This is a genomic window from Mucilaginibacter sp., assembly GCF_028288105.1.
Classification (GTDB): Bacteria; Bacteroidota; Bacteroidia; order Sphingobacteriales; family Sphingobacteriaceae; genus Mucilaginibacter.
Genome location: NZ_JAQBOI010000109.1, coordinates 1 through 17,989 on the forward strand (window position 1 = coordinate 1; position 17,989 = coordinate 17,989).

12 protein-coding genes are annotated in these 17,989 nt (G+C 42.4%); 5 read left to right on the forward strand and 7 right to left on the reverse strand.

Features of this window, described 5'->3' with window-relative positions; genetic code table 11:
* On the forward strand, nucleotides 1-3,389 hold a 3,389-nt coding region (locus JWQ85_RS07715; protein ID WP_299466414.1), incomplete at its 5' end, for a VCBS repeat-containing protein.
* Here JWQ85_RS07715 and JWQ85_RS07720 read toward each other — a convergent pair.
* From JWQ85_RS07720 to JWQ85_RS07735, 4 genes are read right to left on the reverse strand one after another with little or no spacing between them, the layout of a single operon-like run.
* Nucleotides 3,386-4,846 carry a rubredoxin domain-containing protein gene (locus JWQ85_RS07720; RefSeq protein WP_299466417.1) on the reverse strand — a complete coding sequence of 487 codons (1,461 nt, stop codon included), beginning with the start codon at nucleotides 4,844-4,846 and terminating at the stop codon, nucleotides 3,386-3,388. The two genes, JWQ85_RS07715 and JWQ85_RS07720, sit on opposite strands and share 4 nt — an antisense overlap.
* An 11-nt stretch (nucleotides 4,847-4,857) precedes the next feature.
* Nucleotides 4,858-8,367: a nitrate reductase gene (locus JWQ85_RS07725; protein WP_299466420.1), complete on the reverse strand. Its 3,510-nt coding sequence runs from the start codon at nucleotides 8,365-8,367 to the stop codon at nucleotides 4,858-4,860.
* 5 nt (nucleotides 8,368-8,372) lie between these two features.
* Complete coding sequence (locus JWQ85_RS07730) at nucleotides 8,373-9,671, reverse strand: MFS transporter (RefSeq protein ID WP_299466423.1); 1,299 nt, start codon at nucleotides 9,669-9,671, stop codon at nucleotides 8,373-8,375.
* A 13-nt stretch (nucleotides 9,672-9,684) separates the two neighbouring features.
* A complete protein-coding gene (locus tag JWQ85_RS07735) occupies nucleotides 9,685-11,226 on the reverse strand; it encodes an alginate export family protein (protein WP_299466426.1) in 1,542 nt (513 codons plus the stop codon).
* A 543-nt stretch (nucleotides 11,227-11,769) separates the two neighbouring features.
* Here JWQ85_RS07735 and JWQ85_RS07740 point away from each other — a divergent pair.
* Nucleotides 11,770-12,426: a Crp/Fnr family transcriptional regulator gene (locus JWQ85_RS07740; protein ID WP_299466429.1), complete on the forward strand. Its 657-nt coding sequence runs from the start codon at nucleotides 11,770-11,772 to the stop codon at nucleotides 12,424-12,426.
* A 6-nt stretch (nucleotides 12,427-12,432) separates the two neighbouring features.
* Here JWQ85_RS07740 and nirD read toward each other — a convergent pair whose 3' ends face one another.
* A complete protein-coding gene (gene nirD / locus JWQ85_RS07745) occupies nucleotides 12,433-12,783 on the reverse strand; it encodes a nitrite reductase small subunit NirD (protein ID WP_299466432.1) in 351 nt (116 codons plus the stop codon).
* A 42-nt stretch (nucleotides 12,784-12,825) separates the two neighbouring features.
* Nucleotides 12,826-15,315, reverse strand: coding sequence for a nitrite reductase large subunit NirB (gene nirB / locus JWQ85_RS07750; protein ID WP_299466435.1), 2,490 nt, complete (start codon nucleotides 15,313-15,315; stop codon nucleotides 12,826-12,828).
* 297 nt (nucleotides 15,316-15,612) lie between these two features.
* Between nirB and cobA the strand changes: the two genes are divergently transcribed.
* Nucleotides 15,613-16,386 carry a uroporphyrinogen-III C-methyltransferase gene (gene cobA / locus JWQ85_RS07755; protein ID WP_299466438.1) on the forward strand — a complete coding sequence of 258 codons (774 nt, stop codon included), beginning with the start codon at nucleotides 15,613-15,615 and terminating at the stop codon, nucleotides 16,384-16,386.
* Nucleotides 16,370-16,720 (forward strand): hypothetical protein, encoded by a 351-nt coding sequence (locus tag JWQ85_RS07760; RefSeq protein ID WP_299466441.1) that lies wholly within the window; start codon nucleotides 16,370-16,372, stop codon nucleotides 16,718-16,720. The genes cobA and JWQ85_RS07760 overlap by 17 nt, the downstream gene beginning before the upstream one ends.
* Nucleotides 16,721-16,727: 7 nt before the next feature.
* Here the strand turns inward: JWQ85_RS07760 and JWQ85_RS07765 are convergent, their stop codons facing one another.
* Complete coding sequence (locus JWQ85_RS07765) at nucleotides 16,728-17,009, reverse strand: ATP-dependent Clp protease adaptor ClpS (RefSeq protein ID WP_256540769.1); 282 nt, start codon at nucleotides 17,007-17,009, stop codon at nucleotides 16,728-16,730.
* A 104-nt stretch (nucleotides 17,010-17,113) separates the two neighbouring features.
* On the opposite strand from JWQ85_RS07765, the gene JWQ85_RS07770 reads away from it, so the two are divergent.
* Nucleotides 17,114-17,986: a hypothetical protein gene (locus tag JWQ85_RS07770; protein WP_299466447.1), complete on the forward strand. Its 873-nt coding sequence runs from the start codon at nucleotides 17,114-17,116 to the stop codon at nucleotides 17,984-17,986.
* Nucleotides 17,987-17,989 lie beyond the last annotated feature (3 nt).

Sequence of the window (17,989 nt, forward strand, 5' to 3'; positions counted from 1 at the left end):
TTCTTAATCATCCTTATTTATATAATGGCGCGGGCGTAGGCATTGGCGATTTTAACCATGACGGGTTGCCCGATGTTTATTTCGCAGGTAATATGGTGCCCGGTAAACTATATCTGAATAAGGGCGCCTTATCATTTTCAGACATAACCACTACCGCCGGTGTTGATGGCGGCGGCAGATGGTGTACGGGTGTATCGGTAATAGATATTAATAACGATGGCTGGCTGGATATTTATGTTTGCGCTTCATTTAAAAAAGATGCCGGGCAGCGTAAAAACCTGCTATACATAAACCAGGGTATTAATAAGGATGGCATACCTACATTTAAAGAATCAGCCGGATTTTATGGGTTGCAGGATACTGGTTATAGCACACAAGCTATATTTTTTGACTATAACCGCGACGGATTTTTAGATGTATACCTGCTTACCAATGTACTTGGTAAAACTACACCGGTGGCCTATCGCCCAAAATTAACCAACGGCAGTGCTGAAAATAACGATCGCCTTTACCGCAATAATGGTAACGGGACATTTACAAACGTAACCAAAGAAGCAGGCATTTTATTGGAAGGCTTTGGCAACTCGGTAGCCGTTAACGATATCAATAATGACGGCTGGCCGGATATTTATGTGGGTAACGATTTTATATCTAACGATGTATTATATATCAATAATAAGAACGGGACATTTACCAATCGCTCTGCAGAATATTTTAAGCACACGGGGTGGTCTGTAATGGGGGCTGATGTGGTGGATATCAATAACGACGGCCTTGCCGACCTCATATCCCTTGAAATGTTGCCGGAAGAAAACGTGCGCAAAAAAACCATGCTGGTGGGTGATAATTATATTACTTATATCAACAACAATAAATTCAAATACGAGCCCCAGTACATTCGTAACGTGCTGCAACTAAACCAGGGGCAGTTAGGTTCCGGGCATCCACAATTTAGTGAAATTGCTTATATGTCTGGTATATATCAAACCGACTGGAGCTGGACCCCGTTAGTGGCAGATTATGATAACGATGGCTTTCGTGATATGGTAATAACCAACGGTTATCCACGTGATGTTACCGATCTTGATCACGCCCTCTATACTAACGACCAGGGGCGTACGGTAAAAGAAAACACAAGCCTTGCTGCCGCAGATTCATTCCCGGTTGTTAAAACTGCCAGCTATGCTTTTAAAAATAAAGGCGGTTACATGTTTAATGACGAATCGAAAAAATGGGGAATTGTTAAACCTACTTTTTCAACCGGCGGCGTTTATGCAGACCTTGATAATGATGGCGATATGGATCTGGTGATCAACAACATTGACGATAACGCCTTCGTTTACGAAAACACTTTAAACACCAAAACCAAAGTGGATAATGCGCATCATTATCTTAATATTAAGCTGGAAGGTGATGCCAAAAACACCGGAGGCATTGGTGCAACCATCCGTATCTACTATAAAGGTAAGCAGCAATTTTACGACCAGCAACCCTGCCGCGGTTATATGAGTACTGTAGATGCCATGGCACATTTTGGGTTGGGTGCCGCAAGCACTGTCGATTCGTTACGTATTAGGTGGCCCGATGGCAAAACCCAGCTTTTAACAAATATTAGAGCCAACCAGGTAATAAAGCTTCAGTATAAAAATAGCTCGGGTAGTTATCCTTCAGCCATCCCCGAAAAAGTGGCGCCTGTTTTCAGACCTGTTGCAGACCAATTAGGCATCAGGTATTTGCATCAGGAGAAAGATGCGATCGATTACAATATACAACCCACCCTGCCGCACAAGTTGAGCCAGTATGGGCCATGCATTGCCGTTGGCGATATTGATAACAACGGGTTTGATGATTTTTATGTAGGTGGGGCTGCAGGAATAAAAGGTGTGTTTTACATACAGAACAAAAACGGCGGCTTTACCCAGGATAATAAGCGCTTTTTGCATGAAGACTATAAGGACGAAGAAGACATGGGCGCTATTTTGTTTGATGCTAACGGGGATGGCTCGCTTGATCTATATGTAGTTAGTGGTAGCTATGAATTTGCAAAAGGGCATACTTCCGCGCAGGACCGACTTTATATAAATAACAAAAAAGGGCTCTTTGAACGGGATTATTCGGCAGTGCCGGTAGAATATGATAATGGTTCTTGTGTACGGGCTGCGGATTTTGACGCCGATGGCGACTTGGATCTTTTTGTAGGAGCGCGCTCTGTTTCGGGCGCTTACCCATCATCGCCGATAAGCCATATTTTCCAAAACAATGCCGGGAAATTTACGGATGTAACCGCCCAGCTCTGTCCCGATCTTGTGCATGGAGGCATGATAACTGATGCGCTTTGGAGCGATTTTAATAACGATGGCCGGCCAGATCTGGTTGTGGTGGGCGAATGGATGCCGGTTACTTTTTATAAAAATACCGGCAGTGGTTTTGCCAAAGCCGTAACAGATGTGGACACTCATGTTGGCTGGTGGAACAGTATTGTTGCGGGAGATTTTAACAATGATGGTAATATAGATTACGTTGCCGGCAACCTGGGGCAAAATTCAAATTATAAGGCTTCTTCTACACAGCCTATGACAATTTTGGGTAAAGATGTTGACGGTAACGGCTCATTTGATGCCATGATATTCTGTTATATGAAGGCAGAGGATGGTTCGCAAAAGCCCTTCCCAATGCACACCCGCGACGATTTGATCAGTCAGGTCATCTCTATCCGTAAAAAATATCCTACTTATAGCGGCTTTGGCCGGGCCACCATGCAGGACCTTTGGAGCGATAAAGACAAAGAAAACGCGGTTATATTAAAAGCTACAGATATGAATACCAGCTTCATTGAAAATAAAGGTGGCGGCAAATTCAGCATATCGCCTATGCCATTATCTACACAGATGGCCCCGGTTTATGGTATGATAGCCGAAGACATTGACCTGGATGGCAACCTTGATTTGATTATGACAGGCAACGACTTTGGGATGGAACCATTTACAGGCAGGCACGATGCTTTTATGGGCCTGTATTTAAAGGGCAATGGTAAAGGTAGATTTACAGATGTTTCAATGGCAAAAAGCGGCCTAAGCATAAACGGAGATGCCAAAGGACTGGCATCCCTACGATCTGCTAAAGGAAATGAACTGTTTATCGCCACACAAAATCAAGACAGTTTAAAAGTTTACGAGAAAACCGTGATTGGGCAGTCAAAATGGATACAGTTAACCCCTACTGATTTTTATGCGGACATAATTTACAAGGATGCTAAGAAAAGAAGAATGGAGTTCTATTACGGCTCTACTTACCTTTCCCAGTCTTCGCGCACATTAAAGATCGATCCAAATATCTCGAAAATCATCATCACTGATTATAAGGGCCGGAAAAGAGAACTGAAAAATTAACTGACTACCATCTTCTCAACAAGTAAGAATTCTTCTTTTGAGGCTTCACAAACCGGGCACGAATAATGGCTGAGCGTTTCAAACTCTGTGTTTGCAGCAATACCATTAACTATATCCCCATAAGCTTTATCATAAACAGTTAAACAGCAGTTGCACTGGTAAACCATGTACTTTGTTATCTCACTATTATTTTCCTCCGGCTCATCGTAGTATATATCAACAGATGCACTGTTTTCACTAAGCGTTAAATGATAATTATTACACAAACTGATCAGGCATTTTGCCAGTTCGCTTTGGGGTACATTATCCTTATAGCTGATCAGGTCTTTTGAATTAGGGTTAAAGTCCCGGGAATGTAACACATCAAACAGCTCCCCCTCCTGCTTTCGGATTATAACAGAACCCGGCAGCCCGGTTTTAGGCTGCATTTTTATAGCAAAGCAAAGGCGGTGTGTTCTAAGATCTTGCTCTTCAAATTCTCTTACCAGTTGCTTTTTCAACTCCAGGCTTTTGTTGCACAAATTTTCCAGTTGCCAGTTCAATTCATTTGCCGCGTGCCTTACATTTACCTGATATTTATTTAGGATAACACCCCACTCAGCGCGGTCGGGTTCGTTTATTCCTTTTATTAATAATGATTTCCAGGGAGTGGTATACAATTGTCCCACCCGTGTTTTAAGGCATAAAGCGCATATATCTTTTAAAAATTCTAATGGGTAAACCTCATTGCGGCGGTAAATGCCCAGCCAATATTTGTTATTGGCATATTTATTAAATCCTTCATAATACGGCAGATAAAAATCAGTAAGTTTAAGGGGCTCAGTTACCGGCTGATCACCAAAAGTACTCCCGGCCATAACCATCTCAAAAAATAACTGGTGCTTTATTTCGACTTGGTCGTAAAACAAATGCCTGTTATTTAATATAACGTTTTCCACTGTTTTACTTATAACCGGGATATCATCGGCATATACCAATGATGGCCAGCAATAGGTACCCGTAGTTTTGGGGAAGCGTATGTATAAATACCAGTAGTTGCTTATACCCGATGTTATAAAATTTAAGTTGCCGCTAAAAAAAGGCACAAAAGTTTGATTACTATCAACCAAATTAATTTTTAAGCGCGGCGTAAAATCAAACAGATCGAATATATCCTTATAAACTCCTTCTTTTATCCAGCTCTCTGTATTAAAAATAGCATCGGTTACGTAGGAGCTTAGTATGTTGGGGAAATCGTCTTTATCAATTTCGTACCTGATCTCGGCCTGCATCATCTCGGTCTGCAGATCTTCGAGCCTATCGGCATCAACACAAAAAAACAATTGCTGCCTGTTGCCAATGCTTATAGTGCTTGCACCCGCATTCGAGGCAATTAAAAGTATCTCGTACATATCCCCTGCAGATACCACACCGCCCGGCAGGTTTATTTTAATGCAATTTTTGGCTTCTAATTTCATCAGCGGCTTAATTAAGACATTACATTATTCATGCTTTCTTCCAGCAGGCGCTTTACCTCGGGCCTGCACGATCCGCAACCTGTACCGGCACCTGTAGCTGCACACAGGTCCTTCAAATTATCGCAACCAGATGCTATCTTATTGAGAATATTTTGGCTACCAACGTTGTTACAGCTGCAAACTAACTTGCCCAATACGGGTTCGGCTTTATTACCTCCACGTAATAACTGGAGGCGCTTTTCACTTAGCTCGGTTTTATTTGCTATTAGCTCTTTAAACTCCAACATCTCGCTTTTATCGCCAATAAGTATTGCCCCAACCAGCCTGTCGTTATGAATGATGCATTTTTTATAATAGCGTTTGGCTTTGTCAATAAACACTATTTCTTCGTAATCGCTACTGTCCGGGCATTCGGGCAACCCTATGGTACACAGATCAAAACCATTAATTTTAATGATATTCATGAACAAGCTGCCTTTGTAGTAACTGGCAATATCGCCGTTCATATATTTAGCCATCACTTCAGCCTGTTGCTCGGCTGCTGCGGTAATGCCATATAGGGTTCCTTCAAACTCCGCTATTTCGCCGATTGCATAAATATCAGGGTCGCTGGTTTGCATGCGTTCGTTTACAATTACCCCTCGCTTGCAATCTAAACCGCAATCTCTCGCCAGCTCTAAATTGGGGGTGGTACCCACTGCAAGGATCATAGCATTACAATCAATTTTACGCCCGCTTTTTAAAACAACGCCTGTTAGTTTCGATCGTCCGTAAAATAGCTGCACCTCATCATCATAATAAATATCGCAACCTTGGTCAACCATCTCCTCGTGTAGTAACTGGCTGCCTAATGTATCTAACTGGCGGTTCAAAAACCGAGATACCCGTTGCACTATCGTTATCTTAATTCCAATTTCGCGCAGCGAAGCGGCCATTTCCAGCCCAAGTAAGCCCCCGCCAACAATAACCACATGCCCGTTTGCCGGGACAAATCGCTTGAAGCTATCCGCATCATTACGGTTGCGCATAGTGAATATACCCGGCAAAGTGGGTACATTTTTGGGGACGGTTGCCCTGCTGCCGGTGGCTATCAGCAATACATCGTACGGTGTTTTAACACCCCGGGAATCAGTAACCTGTTTGTTTACACGATCAATATTCTCTACGCTCACCCCTCTTAAAAGCCTGATGTTATACGCAGGCTCTTCTTCATCCTTCATTTTTACCAGTTGTTCCCATTTCTGCTCACCGCTTATATAATCGGGCAGCATTACACGGTTATAAAAAGGATGGTTCTCTTTGCTGAAAATGGTGATCTGATCGTTTGGATTTAGTTCCCGGTACGATTTAACAAAGCCATAAGCACCTGCCCCTGCACCAATAACCACAACACGTTGAAAAGGCTTTTGGTACCTCTTCACGTTTACTGCACAGTACTTAAAATCAGGCTCCTTAGATATGGGGTCAACCAAATCATTGGTGATATTATTAGCTCGGTTTAGGTCGTTATTTAAAATTTTTCCCCAATGCATGGGTAAAAACACCACGCCCGGTTTTATTTGTGCCGATAATTTTGCCTGCACCCTCACCTCGCCCCTTCTTGATGAAATGGTTACTATATCCGTTTCGTTAATTTGCAGGCGGGCGGCATCTGCCGGGTGTATCTCTACAAATGCTTGCTTATAATGCTGATTAAGCTTGTTCACCTTACCGGTCTTGCTCATGGTATGCCACTGATCGCGGATACGGCCGGTTGTTAATATAAACGGATAATCATCATCGGGCCTTTCGCTGGTTAAAGTATCGGGAACGGCGCTTATCCGGGCTTTTTTTGATGGGGTATAAAAAGCTTTATCAATAAATAATCGCGGTGTGCCACCCGGGCGACTCTTCTTTTTATAGGGCCATTGTACGGTTTTGTTTTCTTTTATAACCGCATGGCTTAATCCGCTGATATCTATAGTAGTTTTGGCGGTAAGTTTGGCATGCTCTGCATAAATAGCAGCAGCGTTTTCAAAATCAAACCCCTTATATCCCATTTTACGTGCAAAGCGGCAAATAATCTCCGAATCAGGCAAAGCTTCGCCCGGCGGCTCTATTATTTTATTCAGATAACTGATCCGCCGCTCGGAGTTGGTCATGGTGCCTTCTTTTTCTGCCCAGGCAGCGGCGGGTAATATCACATCTGCATAGGCCAATGTTTCCGGCTTGTTGCTAATTTCCTGGACCACCACAAACTTTGCCTTCTTTAATGCTTCTTCGGCAAGGCGCACATTTGGCAAACTGGTTAGCGGATTGGTACACATTATCCATATGGCTTTCAATCGGCCATCGTTTAATGCCTCAAACATCTCCGTTGCGGTTAAACCCGGTTTGGGTTGAATAATACTGCCTCCCCAAAACTTCTGAACTTCTTCGCGATGTATAGGATTGCTGAGCTCACGGTGGGCCGGAAGTAAATTGGCTAAACCTCCGACCTCCCGGCCGCCCATGGCATTTGGCTGCCCCGTAAGCGAAAAAGGGCCTGAACCGGGTTTACCGATATGGCCTGTAATTAAATTAAGATTGATAAGGCTAAGATTTTTGTTTACCCCAATAGCGCTTTGGTTAAGCCCCATTGTCCACATGGTAATAAACCCTTTTGCATCGCCAATATATTTTGCTGCCAACTGTATGCTGCTTTCGCTTAACCCACAGATGTGTGCCGATTCGGCAAGTGTCCGTTCAAATACAATAGCGCTGTACTGTTCAAAACCTTCGGCATGGTTTGTAATAAAGTCGATATCAATATCTCCATTTTCTATTAGTAACCGGCCAATAGCATGGTTCAGGGTAATATCCGTACCGGGGTTTATAGGCAGGTGCAGATCAGCAATGGCGCAGGTATCCGTAATACGGGGGTCAACCACAATGATCTTTACATCGGGGTTGGCCGCTTTATGCGCCTCTACCCGGCGCCATAATATGGGGTGGCACCAGGCGGGGTTACCCCCGGTAATAAAAAAGCAATTGGCCAGTTCAATATCATCATAACAAATTGGCACACTATCCTCGCCTAAGGCTATTTTATATGCCGCTACAGCGCTACTCATGCAAAGGCGCGAATTAGTATCAATGTTATTGCTGCCAATAAAGCCCTTCATCAACTTATTAACCACGTAATACTCTTCGGTTAAGCATTGGCCCGATGCATAAAAGGCGACAGAATCTGGCCCGTACTTGTCAATAAAGGTTTTAAATACTGCTGCAGTACGGTCAAGGGCTTCGTCCCAGCTTACCTGCTGCATGGGCATACTTTTATTATACCGCATTTGCGGATACAGCAGGCGGTCGCTTTTATCATTAACCGTGTAATGCAGGTTAAGACCCTTGCTGCAAAGCATGCCCTTGTTTACAGGGTGCTCCTGATCACCAAGCACGGTAACTGTTCCGTTCCTTTCCTTGTTTACTACAATGCCGCAGCCAACGCCGCAATAGCAGCATACCGTTGTTGATGTATTTGATGATTCCTTTACACTCATTTTTATTACGCCATACTTCCCGCCATAACCGATGTTTCCGGCTGATCAACTGTTACCGGCTTTTTCACAAACCGCGTTACAAAAACAATGACTGCTACCACCATAACAGTGTAGCCTATATAAGTGAATGCCTGCACATAGGTAATTGTATCCGACTTGAAAAGGAATCCAAACATCATCCCCCCAAGGTTTCCGCCCGCACCCACAATGCCGCTTATCATCCCTACATTTTTCGAGTTTACAAATGGTACAATACCATAAGTAGCCCCGTTAGCCATTTTAAGGAACAACGCGAATGAAAGCATAGAAACAATAGCTATCAGCAGCGTACCCGATTGTGCGAATAAGATCAACCCAATTCCTTCCAGCAGTAATACGCCGGCAAGTAATAAGCCCTTGCCACGCATACCAAACTTGCCACCAACTTTATCAGATACAATACCACCCAAAGCGCGGGCAAACAGGTTCATAAACCCAAATATGCCGGCCCAAAAACCGGCCTGGCTTTGCGAAAGGTGAAAAGAATCAACAAAGTGAAGCGAAGCCACATTATCAAAGGTGATCTCCATACCAAAGCACATAGCATAGGCAAGCGTTAAAGCCCATACCCGCCAGTCGGCAAGTATTTTCCAGTCAGTTTTTGATGATTTACCGGCGGTGTATCCTATCTCATCATAATTGCCATTGGGTGTATCTTTAGTGTATTTTGAATATAAGAATGCTATTACAAGCATCATTACGCCGGGTACGATCATTGCGTAGCGCCAGGCATCGGCCTTGGTGTAACCAAAACCCACAATAGCAGCAAATATTAAAGGCATTACCATATTGGTTACGCCACCGCCCAGGTTACCCCAGCCGCCGGTAACCGCGTTTGCCGTTCCTTTTATATTGGGCGCAAACATCATAGAAGTATGGAACTGTGTAATTACAAACGATGCACCTATAATACCTATAGCCAGCCTAAATAATAAGAACGTTGTATAATCATGCGCCAGACCTACAAAAAATACCGGTAAAGATCCTATAAGCAACAGCCTGATAGCCGTTTTCCGCGGCCCCCAGGTATCGCAAAGTTTACCAATAATAAGGCGTGCAATTATAGTTGCAGATACCGATGCTATGATAATATTGCCTACCTGCCCCTTGGTTAAATGCAGTTCGGCGCGTATAGTTGGCATTAAAGGCGCCAACCCAAACCAGCCGAAAAAACACACAAAAAACATAAGCCAGGTAATGTGAAAGGTGCGCATTTGTATACCTTTTACAGAGAATATATTAAGTTTAGTAAGTTGCTTTTCCATTATGCGGTATTTATTATTTGTTAAGAAATTCAGGTTTGATATTTAGTTGCAGATAGGCCCAAAACGGGTGCAGGCCTGATGTGCCGGGGGCAATATTTTTGGCATACTCCATACTGCGGGTAGCCGCCATGTAGGATACGCCGATGTCGATACCTGTAAATTTGTTGAGTTTGTAGCCTGTGGTAACATCAAATTCTGTCCCCAAGTGTTTTTTAACCGGTTGCCCGCTAATATCTTTTTGATTCTGCGCCAGCATAAAATAATGCCCGGCCAATTCGGTGGTAAAACGTTTGCTTCCAGATGTAAACCTTGCTTTTAAGTATGGGTTGCTTAAGCCGCCGGTGGGCGATCCGCTTACCGCGTAAAAATAGTCCATATACCCCCAAAACTTATGCGGTGTACCATATAATGGATCGAACCGGTGATTAGTTGCCGAAGTTGAATAAGCATCGTTACCCGATAAATAATCCCACCCGGCTGTATAACTTAAATTGTTTGGCTTATAGGTTATTGAAGTAGTAAAGGTGTAAGCATTTAGGGCCAGGCCGTCCTTATCGTGCCCGCCCTGGTAGTAATACCCCCCTGTTAAAGCCAACTGATTGTTACCCCCAAAAACAGGATTAACCAATAAACCGGTAGTGTAACGCGTGTTTACTCCTGTTTGATTAAAGCGTTTGCCATATATATAACCTTCATCGGCCCCGGAAACATTTTTGACAGAATCAAGCACGTATTTGCCAAACTGATCGGCCAGGAAAAGTCCGGATATTTTTGTTTTATTGAACTTTTTGGCAACATATAAATATTGAAGCGACTTATAATTCTGATTTAAAGCGTTGGTACCGGGTGGATTTAAAAAAGCGGGGCTTCCATTTTTTGCACTGATACCGGTGCTATTAATTAAAGGGATCATTCCGGGTGGGGTATTGGCCAGGTTACCTTTACTGTCTTTTACAGTTGCCGGGATATTTGCAGGTGTATAATAGGTGCCATTGTAGTTAATGGCCTCGGAGTTTTGATTAAATGCGGCGCCAATATCAACCTGCCAGCCTTTTTGCAGCAACTTTAGCACAATAGCATCGTGTCGGCGGCCTTGTTGCAACCAATCAGAGTTGCCCAGCAAGCGCTCATCATCGTAAACCAGTTCTTGCCGGCCTATTTTAATAGCAAAATAATCTACGGGTGATGTTTTAAAAGAAGTATCGTTTTTGTTGGATAAGATGAGTTCGGCCCATGCCTCGTGAAGTCCCAGCTTACTGCCGTCTGCAATGCTAATGGTTGATGCATCCTGGCCCCACAACCTTACATCCTGTATAGATGTATGAAAGATGAGTTTGCTCCATTTATAATCGAGCGTTAAACGCGTTCGTTGTGAAACAAAAGCTGCATCCTTATATCCGGTCGTTTGTAATGTTCCGTAACCATCTCTCAGCTCGCCCCTTGCCCGCAACTGTGCCGAAATGACAAACTGTGCTTTAGCATTTAAGCTGCAGAAAGATATAATTATGGATATACCAAGAGCAATAGTGTATTGATTTAATACATTTTTGTACATTTGAGATAGTTTTTTATTTGTTAAAGCAATGAAAACTGTTTAACCCTGTTCGGGAATGCGACCTCCCGGCAGGGCTTTTTTTTGGTATATAATTATAAGTTTTTTATCATAGACTCTTTTTTGTTAAAACATTAATAAATAATTCGTTTTATTATTATAAATATATCCTATTTAATCTAAAACATCAACGAAAAGTTTATTTCAAATGAATTTTTATGACTAAAATCATATTATAAGGTGTTTTTTATTAAAAAAGTAAAAATCAACAAGACACAATTGGGTAAAATATGAAGTTGACAAAAAAATTAAATGAAAAATCAATCATAAATTGATGTAAAAGATAAAATAGACGATAATTTTTGCCATAAAACATCATTTAATAAAATAACAAACTATTTATCTTCATAAAATTGATATATTTTGTAAAAAAACACTTCAATTCAACCAAAAGCAAACCTTTAGTATTATCCTTGTAATGTTTTAACAACATTTTATTACTAAATGATACAAAAAGCCAACACTTGCGATACCAAAAACTGTTTTATGTGCAAGAACTGCCTACCAGAATGGCATCCTGCTATCGCTGCGAATAAAACAAATTTGAAGGTTAAAAAAGGTGAGGTCATCTTTAAAGAAGGCGATCCGGTAACCGGAATCTACTTTGTTTATACCGGTTTGGTGAAAGTTTATAAAAAATGGGACACCGAAAAGGAACTAATTATTCGTTTTGCAAAGGAAGGCGCGACTTTTGGTCACCGGGGCTTGGGCAACAACAGCACTTATCCGGTATCAGCGGCGGCCATGGAAAACGGGGTGGTTTGTTATATCAGCCTGGAATTTTTTGAGGCTACATTAAAAGTAAACTCCAACTTCACCTACCAGCTATTGATGTTCTTTGCAGATGAGCTACGGGAATCGGAAAGAAAGATGCGCAACCTGGCACATATGCCGGTTAAAGGCCGCGTGGCAGAAGCCCTGGTAGCGCTGCAAAAACAATTCGGAACAAATGCAGGTGGTTTTATAAATATAGCTATAAGCCGACAGGACTTGGCGTCGTACTCCGGGGCAACTTATGAAACGGTTTTCAGGATGATCAACGAACTGGTAAATGATGGGCTGATTAGTCTTTCAGCAAAAAGCATCAGGATAAATGATCATGATGCCCTTTCTGTACTGGCTCAGGATATCATGTTCCCGTAAATCCTGTTAAACAATTCCAACATACACCCGCCCATCGGCTACCTTAACCGGATACGTTTTGATTTGATAATCGTCTCCGCTTAAACATTCGCCATTGATCAGCGAAAATGTTTTTTTGTGAAAAGGGCAGGCCACCTTGGGGTTGCAATCTTCACCTGTGCTACCTATCATCCCCCTCGACAAAACCATCTGCTGTTTATGCGGACATAAGTTTTGGGTAGCATACCACTCGTTGCGGCGGGTAAAGTTATATATCGCTATCTGCTCATCGCCGTGTTTTATGCACGCGCCGCCATTTGCCGGTACATCATCTGTATAACAAGCCAATACCCATTCAATATCTGTTAATGTTTCCATGTTGTTGTTGTTTTAGAGGCGCACAATATTATTAACTAACTATTACCATTGCGCCTTAACTTGTTGGCGCATAGATTCAAATTTTATATTAGGATCTTTTACTTCGGGAGCATTCACAAAGTGAGCAAAACGCTTGCGCAGATCAGGGTTATCCACTACTTCTTTCCACTCGCAGTGGTAACTGTTTATCAGCTGCTGCATTTCCTCTTCCAACTGCTCCACTATACCCAAACTATCATTTATAACTACATTTTTTAGATAGCTTAGGCCACCCTCCATTTTATTAAGCCATGTTGCTGTACGGGTTAAAGGGTCGGCAGTTTTTATGTAGAACATCAAAAACCTGTCTAAATATTTGATGCATGTTTCGCTATCAATATCGGTAGCCAACAACAATGCATGCTGCGGCTTAGAACCACCATTGCCGCATACATATAAATTCCATCCTTTTTCTGTCGCTATAACGCCAAAGTCTTTTGCCTGCGCTTCGGCACATTCGCGGATACAGCCGCTTACACCTCCCTTAAGCTTATGAGGGGAACGCACACCCTTATACCTGTCTTCTATTTCAATAGCAAATGATACACTATCATGCAAACCAAACCTACACCAGGTGCTGCCAACACAGCTTTTCACCGTGCGCAGCGCTTTGCCGTAGGCATGCCCGCTTTCAAAACCGGCATCTATCAACTCTTCCCATATTTGGGGCAAGTCGTTTACATGAGCGCCAAACAGATCTATCCGCTGGCCACCGGTTATCTTGGTATAAAGCCCGTACTTTTTAGCCACCTGCCCAATAACAATAAGTTTATCAGGAGTTATTTCGCCGCCGGGGATACGTGGCACCACAGAGTAGGTACCGCCTTTTTGAATGTTGGCCAGGTATCGGTCATTACTATCTTGTATGGTATCTTGTTTAACAATAACATCGTTCCATAAGCTGGATAAAATACCGGCTATTACCGGCTTGCACACTTCGCAGCCATCGCCCTTACCAAAGTGATCGAGCACCAGGTCGTAATTTTTAACCTTGTTTATTTTAACAAGGTCATACAATTCCTGTCTCGAATAATCAAAGTGTTCGCATATTACATTTTTAACATATTGCCCGTTAGCCTTTAATGTACCGGTGATCAAATCTTTAACTAAAGGCACACAGCCACCGCAGCCTGTGCCTGCCTTGGTGCATTTTTTTATACTGTCTATGTTAGTTGCCCCATCGTTTACCGCACTACAAATATCAAACTTGCTTACTGCTTCGCATGAGCATATAAGCGCGTCATCGGGTAAGCTTAGCACACCTGCACCTTCTGCAGCCTCGCCACCGCGCGAACCCAAGATCAGATCTTCCGGATTTGGCGGAAGCACTATTTTATTGTTAACCGTTTGCAGTAAAATATTATAGGCATCAGCATCACCTATCAATATGCCCCCTAACAGGTATTTACCATCGTTGCTGATATTTATTCGCTTGTATACGCCCTTGTAAGTATCTTCATAAACAAGGGTGCGGCAATCTGGTTCGGTTATAAAGGCATCGCCAAAGCTGGCCACATCAACACCTATTAGCTTTAGCTTGGTGCTCATGTCATAGCCATAAAAGGCTTTACTTCCGCCGCTTAACCAGGCAGCTACAATATCGGCCATTTCATAACCCGGCGCTACCAGGCCATAGATCATACCTTCGTAAAGAGCGCATTCGCCAATGGCAAATATCGACTCATCGCTGGTTTGCATCTTCTCGTTCACTATAATACCGCCACGGGTACCCACCTGCAAACCGGCCAGTTTAGCCAACTCATCACGTGGACGTATCCCTGCAGATATCACCATCATATCTACCGGCAGTGTACTATCGTCGTTAAACTTAAGCGCCTCTATTCTTCCTTCGCCAATAAAGCTCGCGGTACTTTTATTCAAATGAATATTTAGCCCCAGGCTTTTTAATTTAGATGCCAGCATGCCGCTGCCTGCCGAATCTATTTGCCTCGGCATTAAGCGCGGGGCGAATTCAATAACATGGGTTTCTTCAATACCAAGGTCAATAAGTGCCTTTGCGGCTTCGAGCCCTAAAAGCCCGCCGCCCATAACCGCGCCCACTTTGGCGTTTGCCGAATAAGCTTTGATCAGATCAAGATCTTCAATGGTACGGTAAACAAATACACCTTCTTTCTCTACCCCCGGAATATCGGGCACAAAGGCCGATGAACCGGTTGCCAGCACCAGGTAATCGTATTTTAAGGTTGTTCCGCTTAATGAATGGATTGTTTTTTCGGCACGATTTATTTCCTGAACAGGGTCGTTAAGATATAAGGTGATTCCATTATCAGCGTACCAGGAACCTGATGAGAGTGAAAGATCATCGGCGGATTTGCCGTTAAAGTATTCACTCAAATGAACCCTGTCGTAAGCTATGCGGGATTCCTCGCCAAAAACAATAATATTAAAATGAGATGATTTGGCTATCAGCTTTTCACAAAACTTATATCCTACCATGCCATTGCCTACAACTATAATGGTTTGTTGTGACATATCCGTTTTTTAATTTGTTAAAGCAATTTTTTTAGATAAATGCATTTTGTTGCGACCGAAATTCATTTACATAACAATATTAACAATTATTTGATATAAATCATATTAAATAAAGATAAATTTTAATAAAATCATTAGTTTTTATGATATTTATAATAAAACATCATTATAATATGCTACTTTTATTATAATTTACATATAAAAACAATAATACAGAGTTAACATTTAAATAAATAGAGGCATTTATACAATAAAAAGTATTTAAATTAATATAAAACACCATAAATGCTACAGAATATGGAAAATATTAAGATTATTCCTGAATTATTCGTCCTGGGAGCAGGGCCGGGCGACCCGGAACTGATCACAGTTAAAGGATACAAGCTTTTACAGCAAGCAGAAGTTATATTGTATGACAACCTCGCTAATAAAGATCTGCTGGCTATTACAAAGGAAACCTGCGAGAAAATATATGTGGGGAAACAGCCATACGGTAATTTTACCCCGCAGGAGACCATACATGAAATGATAAAGTATTACACTTTCACTAAAGGAAAAGTAGTGAGGCTCAAAGGCGGTGATCCATTTATTTTTGGGAGGGGCTTCGAAGAAATTATCTATGCCCGGCAGCATGGCATAAAAACACATTTTATACCGGGTATTACCAGCATGCAAGCATCCGGGTTACAGGATATACCCTTAACACATCGCGCCATTAGCGAAGGGATATGGATGATAACCGGCACTAAAAAAGATGGTTCGTTATCTGCCGACTTGAAACTGGCTATGCAAAGCAATGCTACCGTTGTTATATATATGGGCATGAAACAGATTGGCGCTATTACCGCTACTTACTTAGAAGAAGACAGGGGGAATACGCCTGCAGCTATAATTCAGCATGCATCATTACCGCATGAAAAATGCGTTAAGGGCTTAGTTAAGGATCTGCCCGAAATAGCCGACAAACATCAATTAACTTATCCGGCTATTATTATAATAGGAGAAGTAGCGGGATTGGAAACACAAACAAACATATTTAACGAAGTAAAACAATATGAAAATTCGCATTAAAGGAAATTCGCTGCGCTACAGGCTTACAAAGTCGGATGTAGACCGTTTTAATAAAGAAGGTTATATTGAAGAGATCACTGATTTTGGCGGGCAGCAGCTTACATATGCATTACAGCGCTATACTTTACCCAATTTGGCCGCTACCATGCAAAACAATACTATAACGTTGTTTATGCCCACTTCTATGGCTCATGAATGGGTTGCAACAGAAAAAGTAGGTTTTGAGTATACGGATAGTCACCTGTACCTGTTGGTTGAAAAAGATTTTCAATGCCTGGATAATGTGGTCGAAGACCAAAGCGATAATTACCCAAATCCGCTTATGACTTGTTAGTACAAAATTATTCCACGCTTACGGTGAGGCCTTCCTGCTGTAGTATTTTACGGTAAACTTCCATCTCGGTAAAAGAGCCTTCTAATACGGCGCATTTACCCTCGTTATGAACTTTCCATGCAATTTTTTCTGCCTGCCCTTCGGTGTAATCCAGGTACTTCATCATGCAATGAATAACGTGTTCAAAGGTATTATGGTCGTCATTCCATAAAATAAGGCGGTGCATCTCTTTAAGCCCGGCCATTAGTTCTTCAAAGGTGAGCGTCTGTTCCTGTATTTCGGTTGGCATATGTATCAGCAAATTTACTGAAAAACAGTAATAAATATGTTAAAATGATGTTTATCGTTTTATAAAAATTACACGCAACATACTTATCCTTAACAAATCACAAAATGAGACGTAGCATCTTCCTATTCCTAATTACAATAACGGCTATAACAGCTGCAAATGCACAATCAAAACAAACCCCCAATTTATTGCCCCCGCCGGCAAATCTTGTAATTGATGGCAACCTGAGCGATTGGGGCGACAGCCTGCGTTACCATAACGAAGAGAAAAACTTAAACTATACTTTGGCTAACGATCATGAGAACCTGTATGCGGTTATCCGTATTAACGACCGGTTAGAACAAGCACGGGTATTAAACGCAGGTATAACTTTAAGTATAGATACCCGTGGCAAAAAGAAAGAAACCTTTAGCATGACATTTCCGCTACGCTACCCCGGAAGCCCTGCTCCTGCTTTTACAGGCATGAAAGACGATGGCGGCGAAGTAACAAAAGAAGAACGGGACGAATTAATGCGCGAACGTATAACCAGCCTTAGAAGCATAAAAATGACCGGTTTTAAAGATATTGAAGGCGACATGATCACCACATCAAATACCTATGGCATTAAAACAGCCATTGATTATGATGCTGCCGGGAACCTTGTCTATGAAGCGGCTATACCGCTAAAATTTTTCCATGCCGATGATATAGCTAAAAGCGAATGGGCATTCAACTTCAAAATAAATGGCTTACAAAAAATAGAGCATAATGCCGAAGGTGGTGGCACACAAGGTGGTGGTGGCGGCCGTGGCGGTATGGGCGGCGGTGGCCGTGGTGGAATGGGCGGCGGAGGCGGAATGGGCGGAGGCCGTGGCGGAAAAGGCGGCCGTGGTGGCGGTGGTATGAACCGCGGTGGCGATACCGGCAACGCCAGCCGTGGCGAAATATATAAATCAATTGATTTTTGGAAGAAATTCTCGTTAAGTAAAAATTAAAAT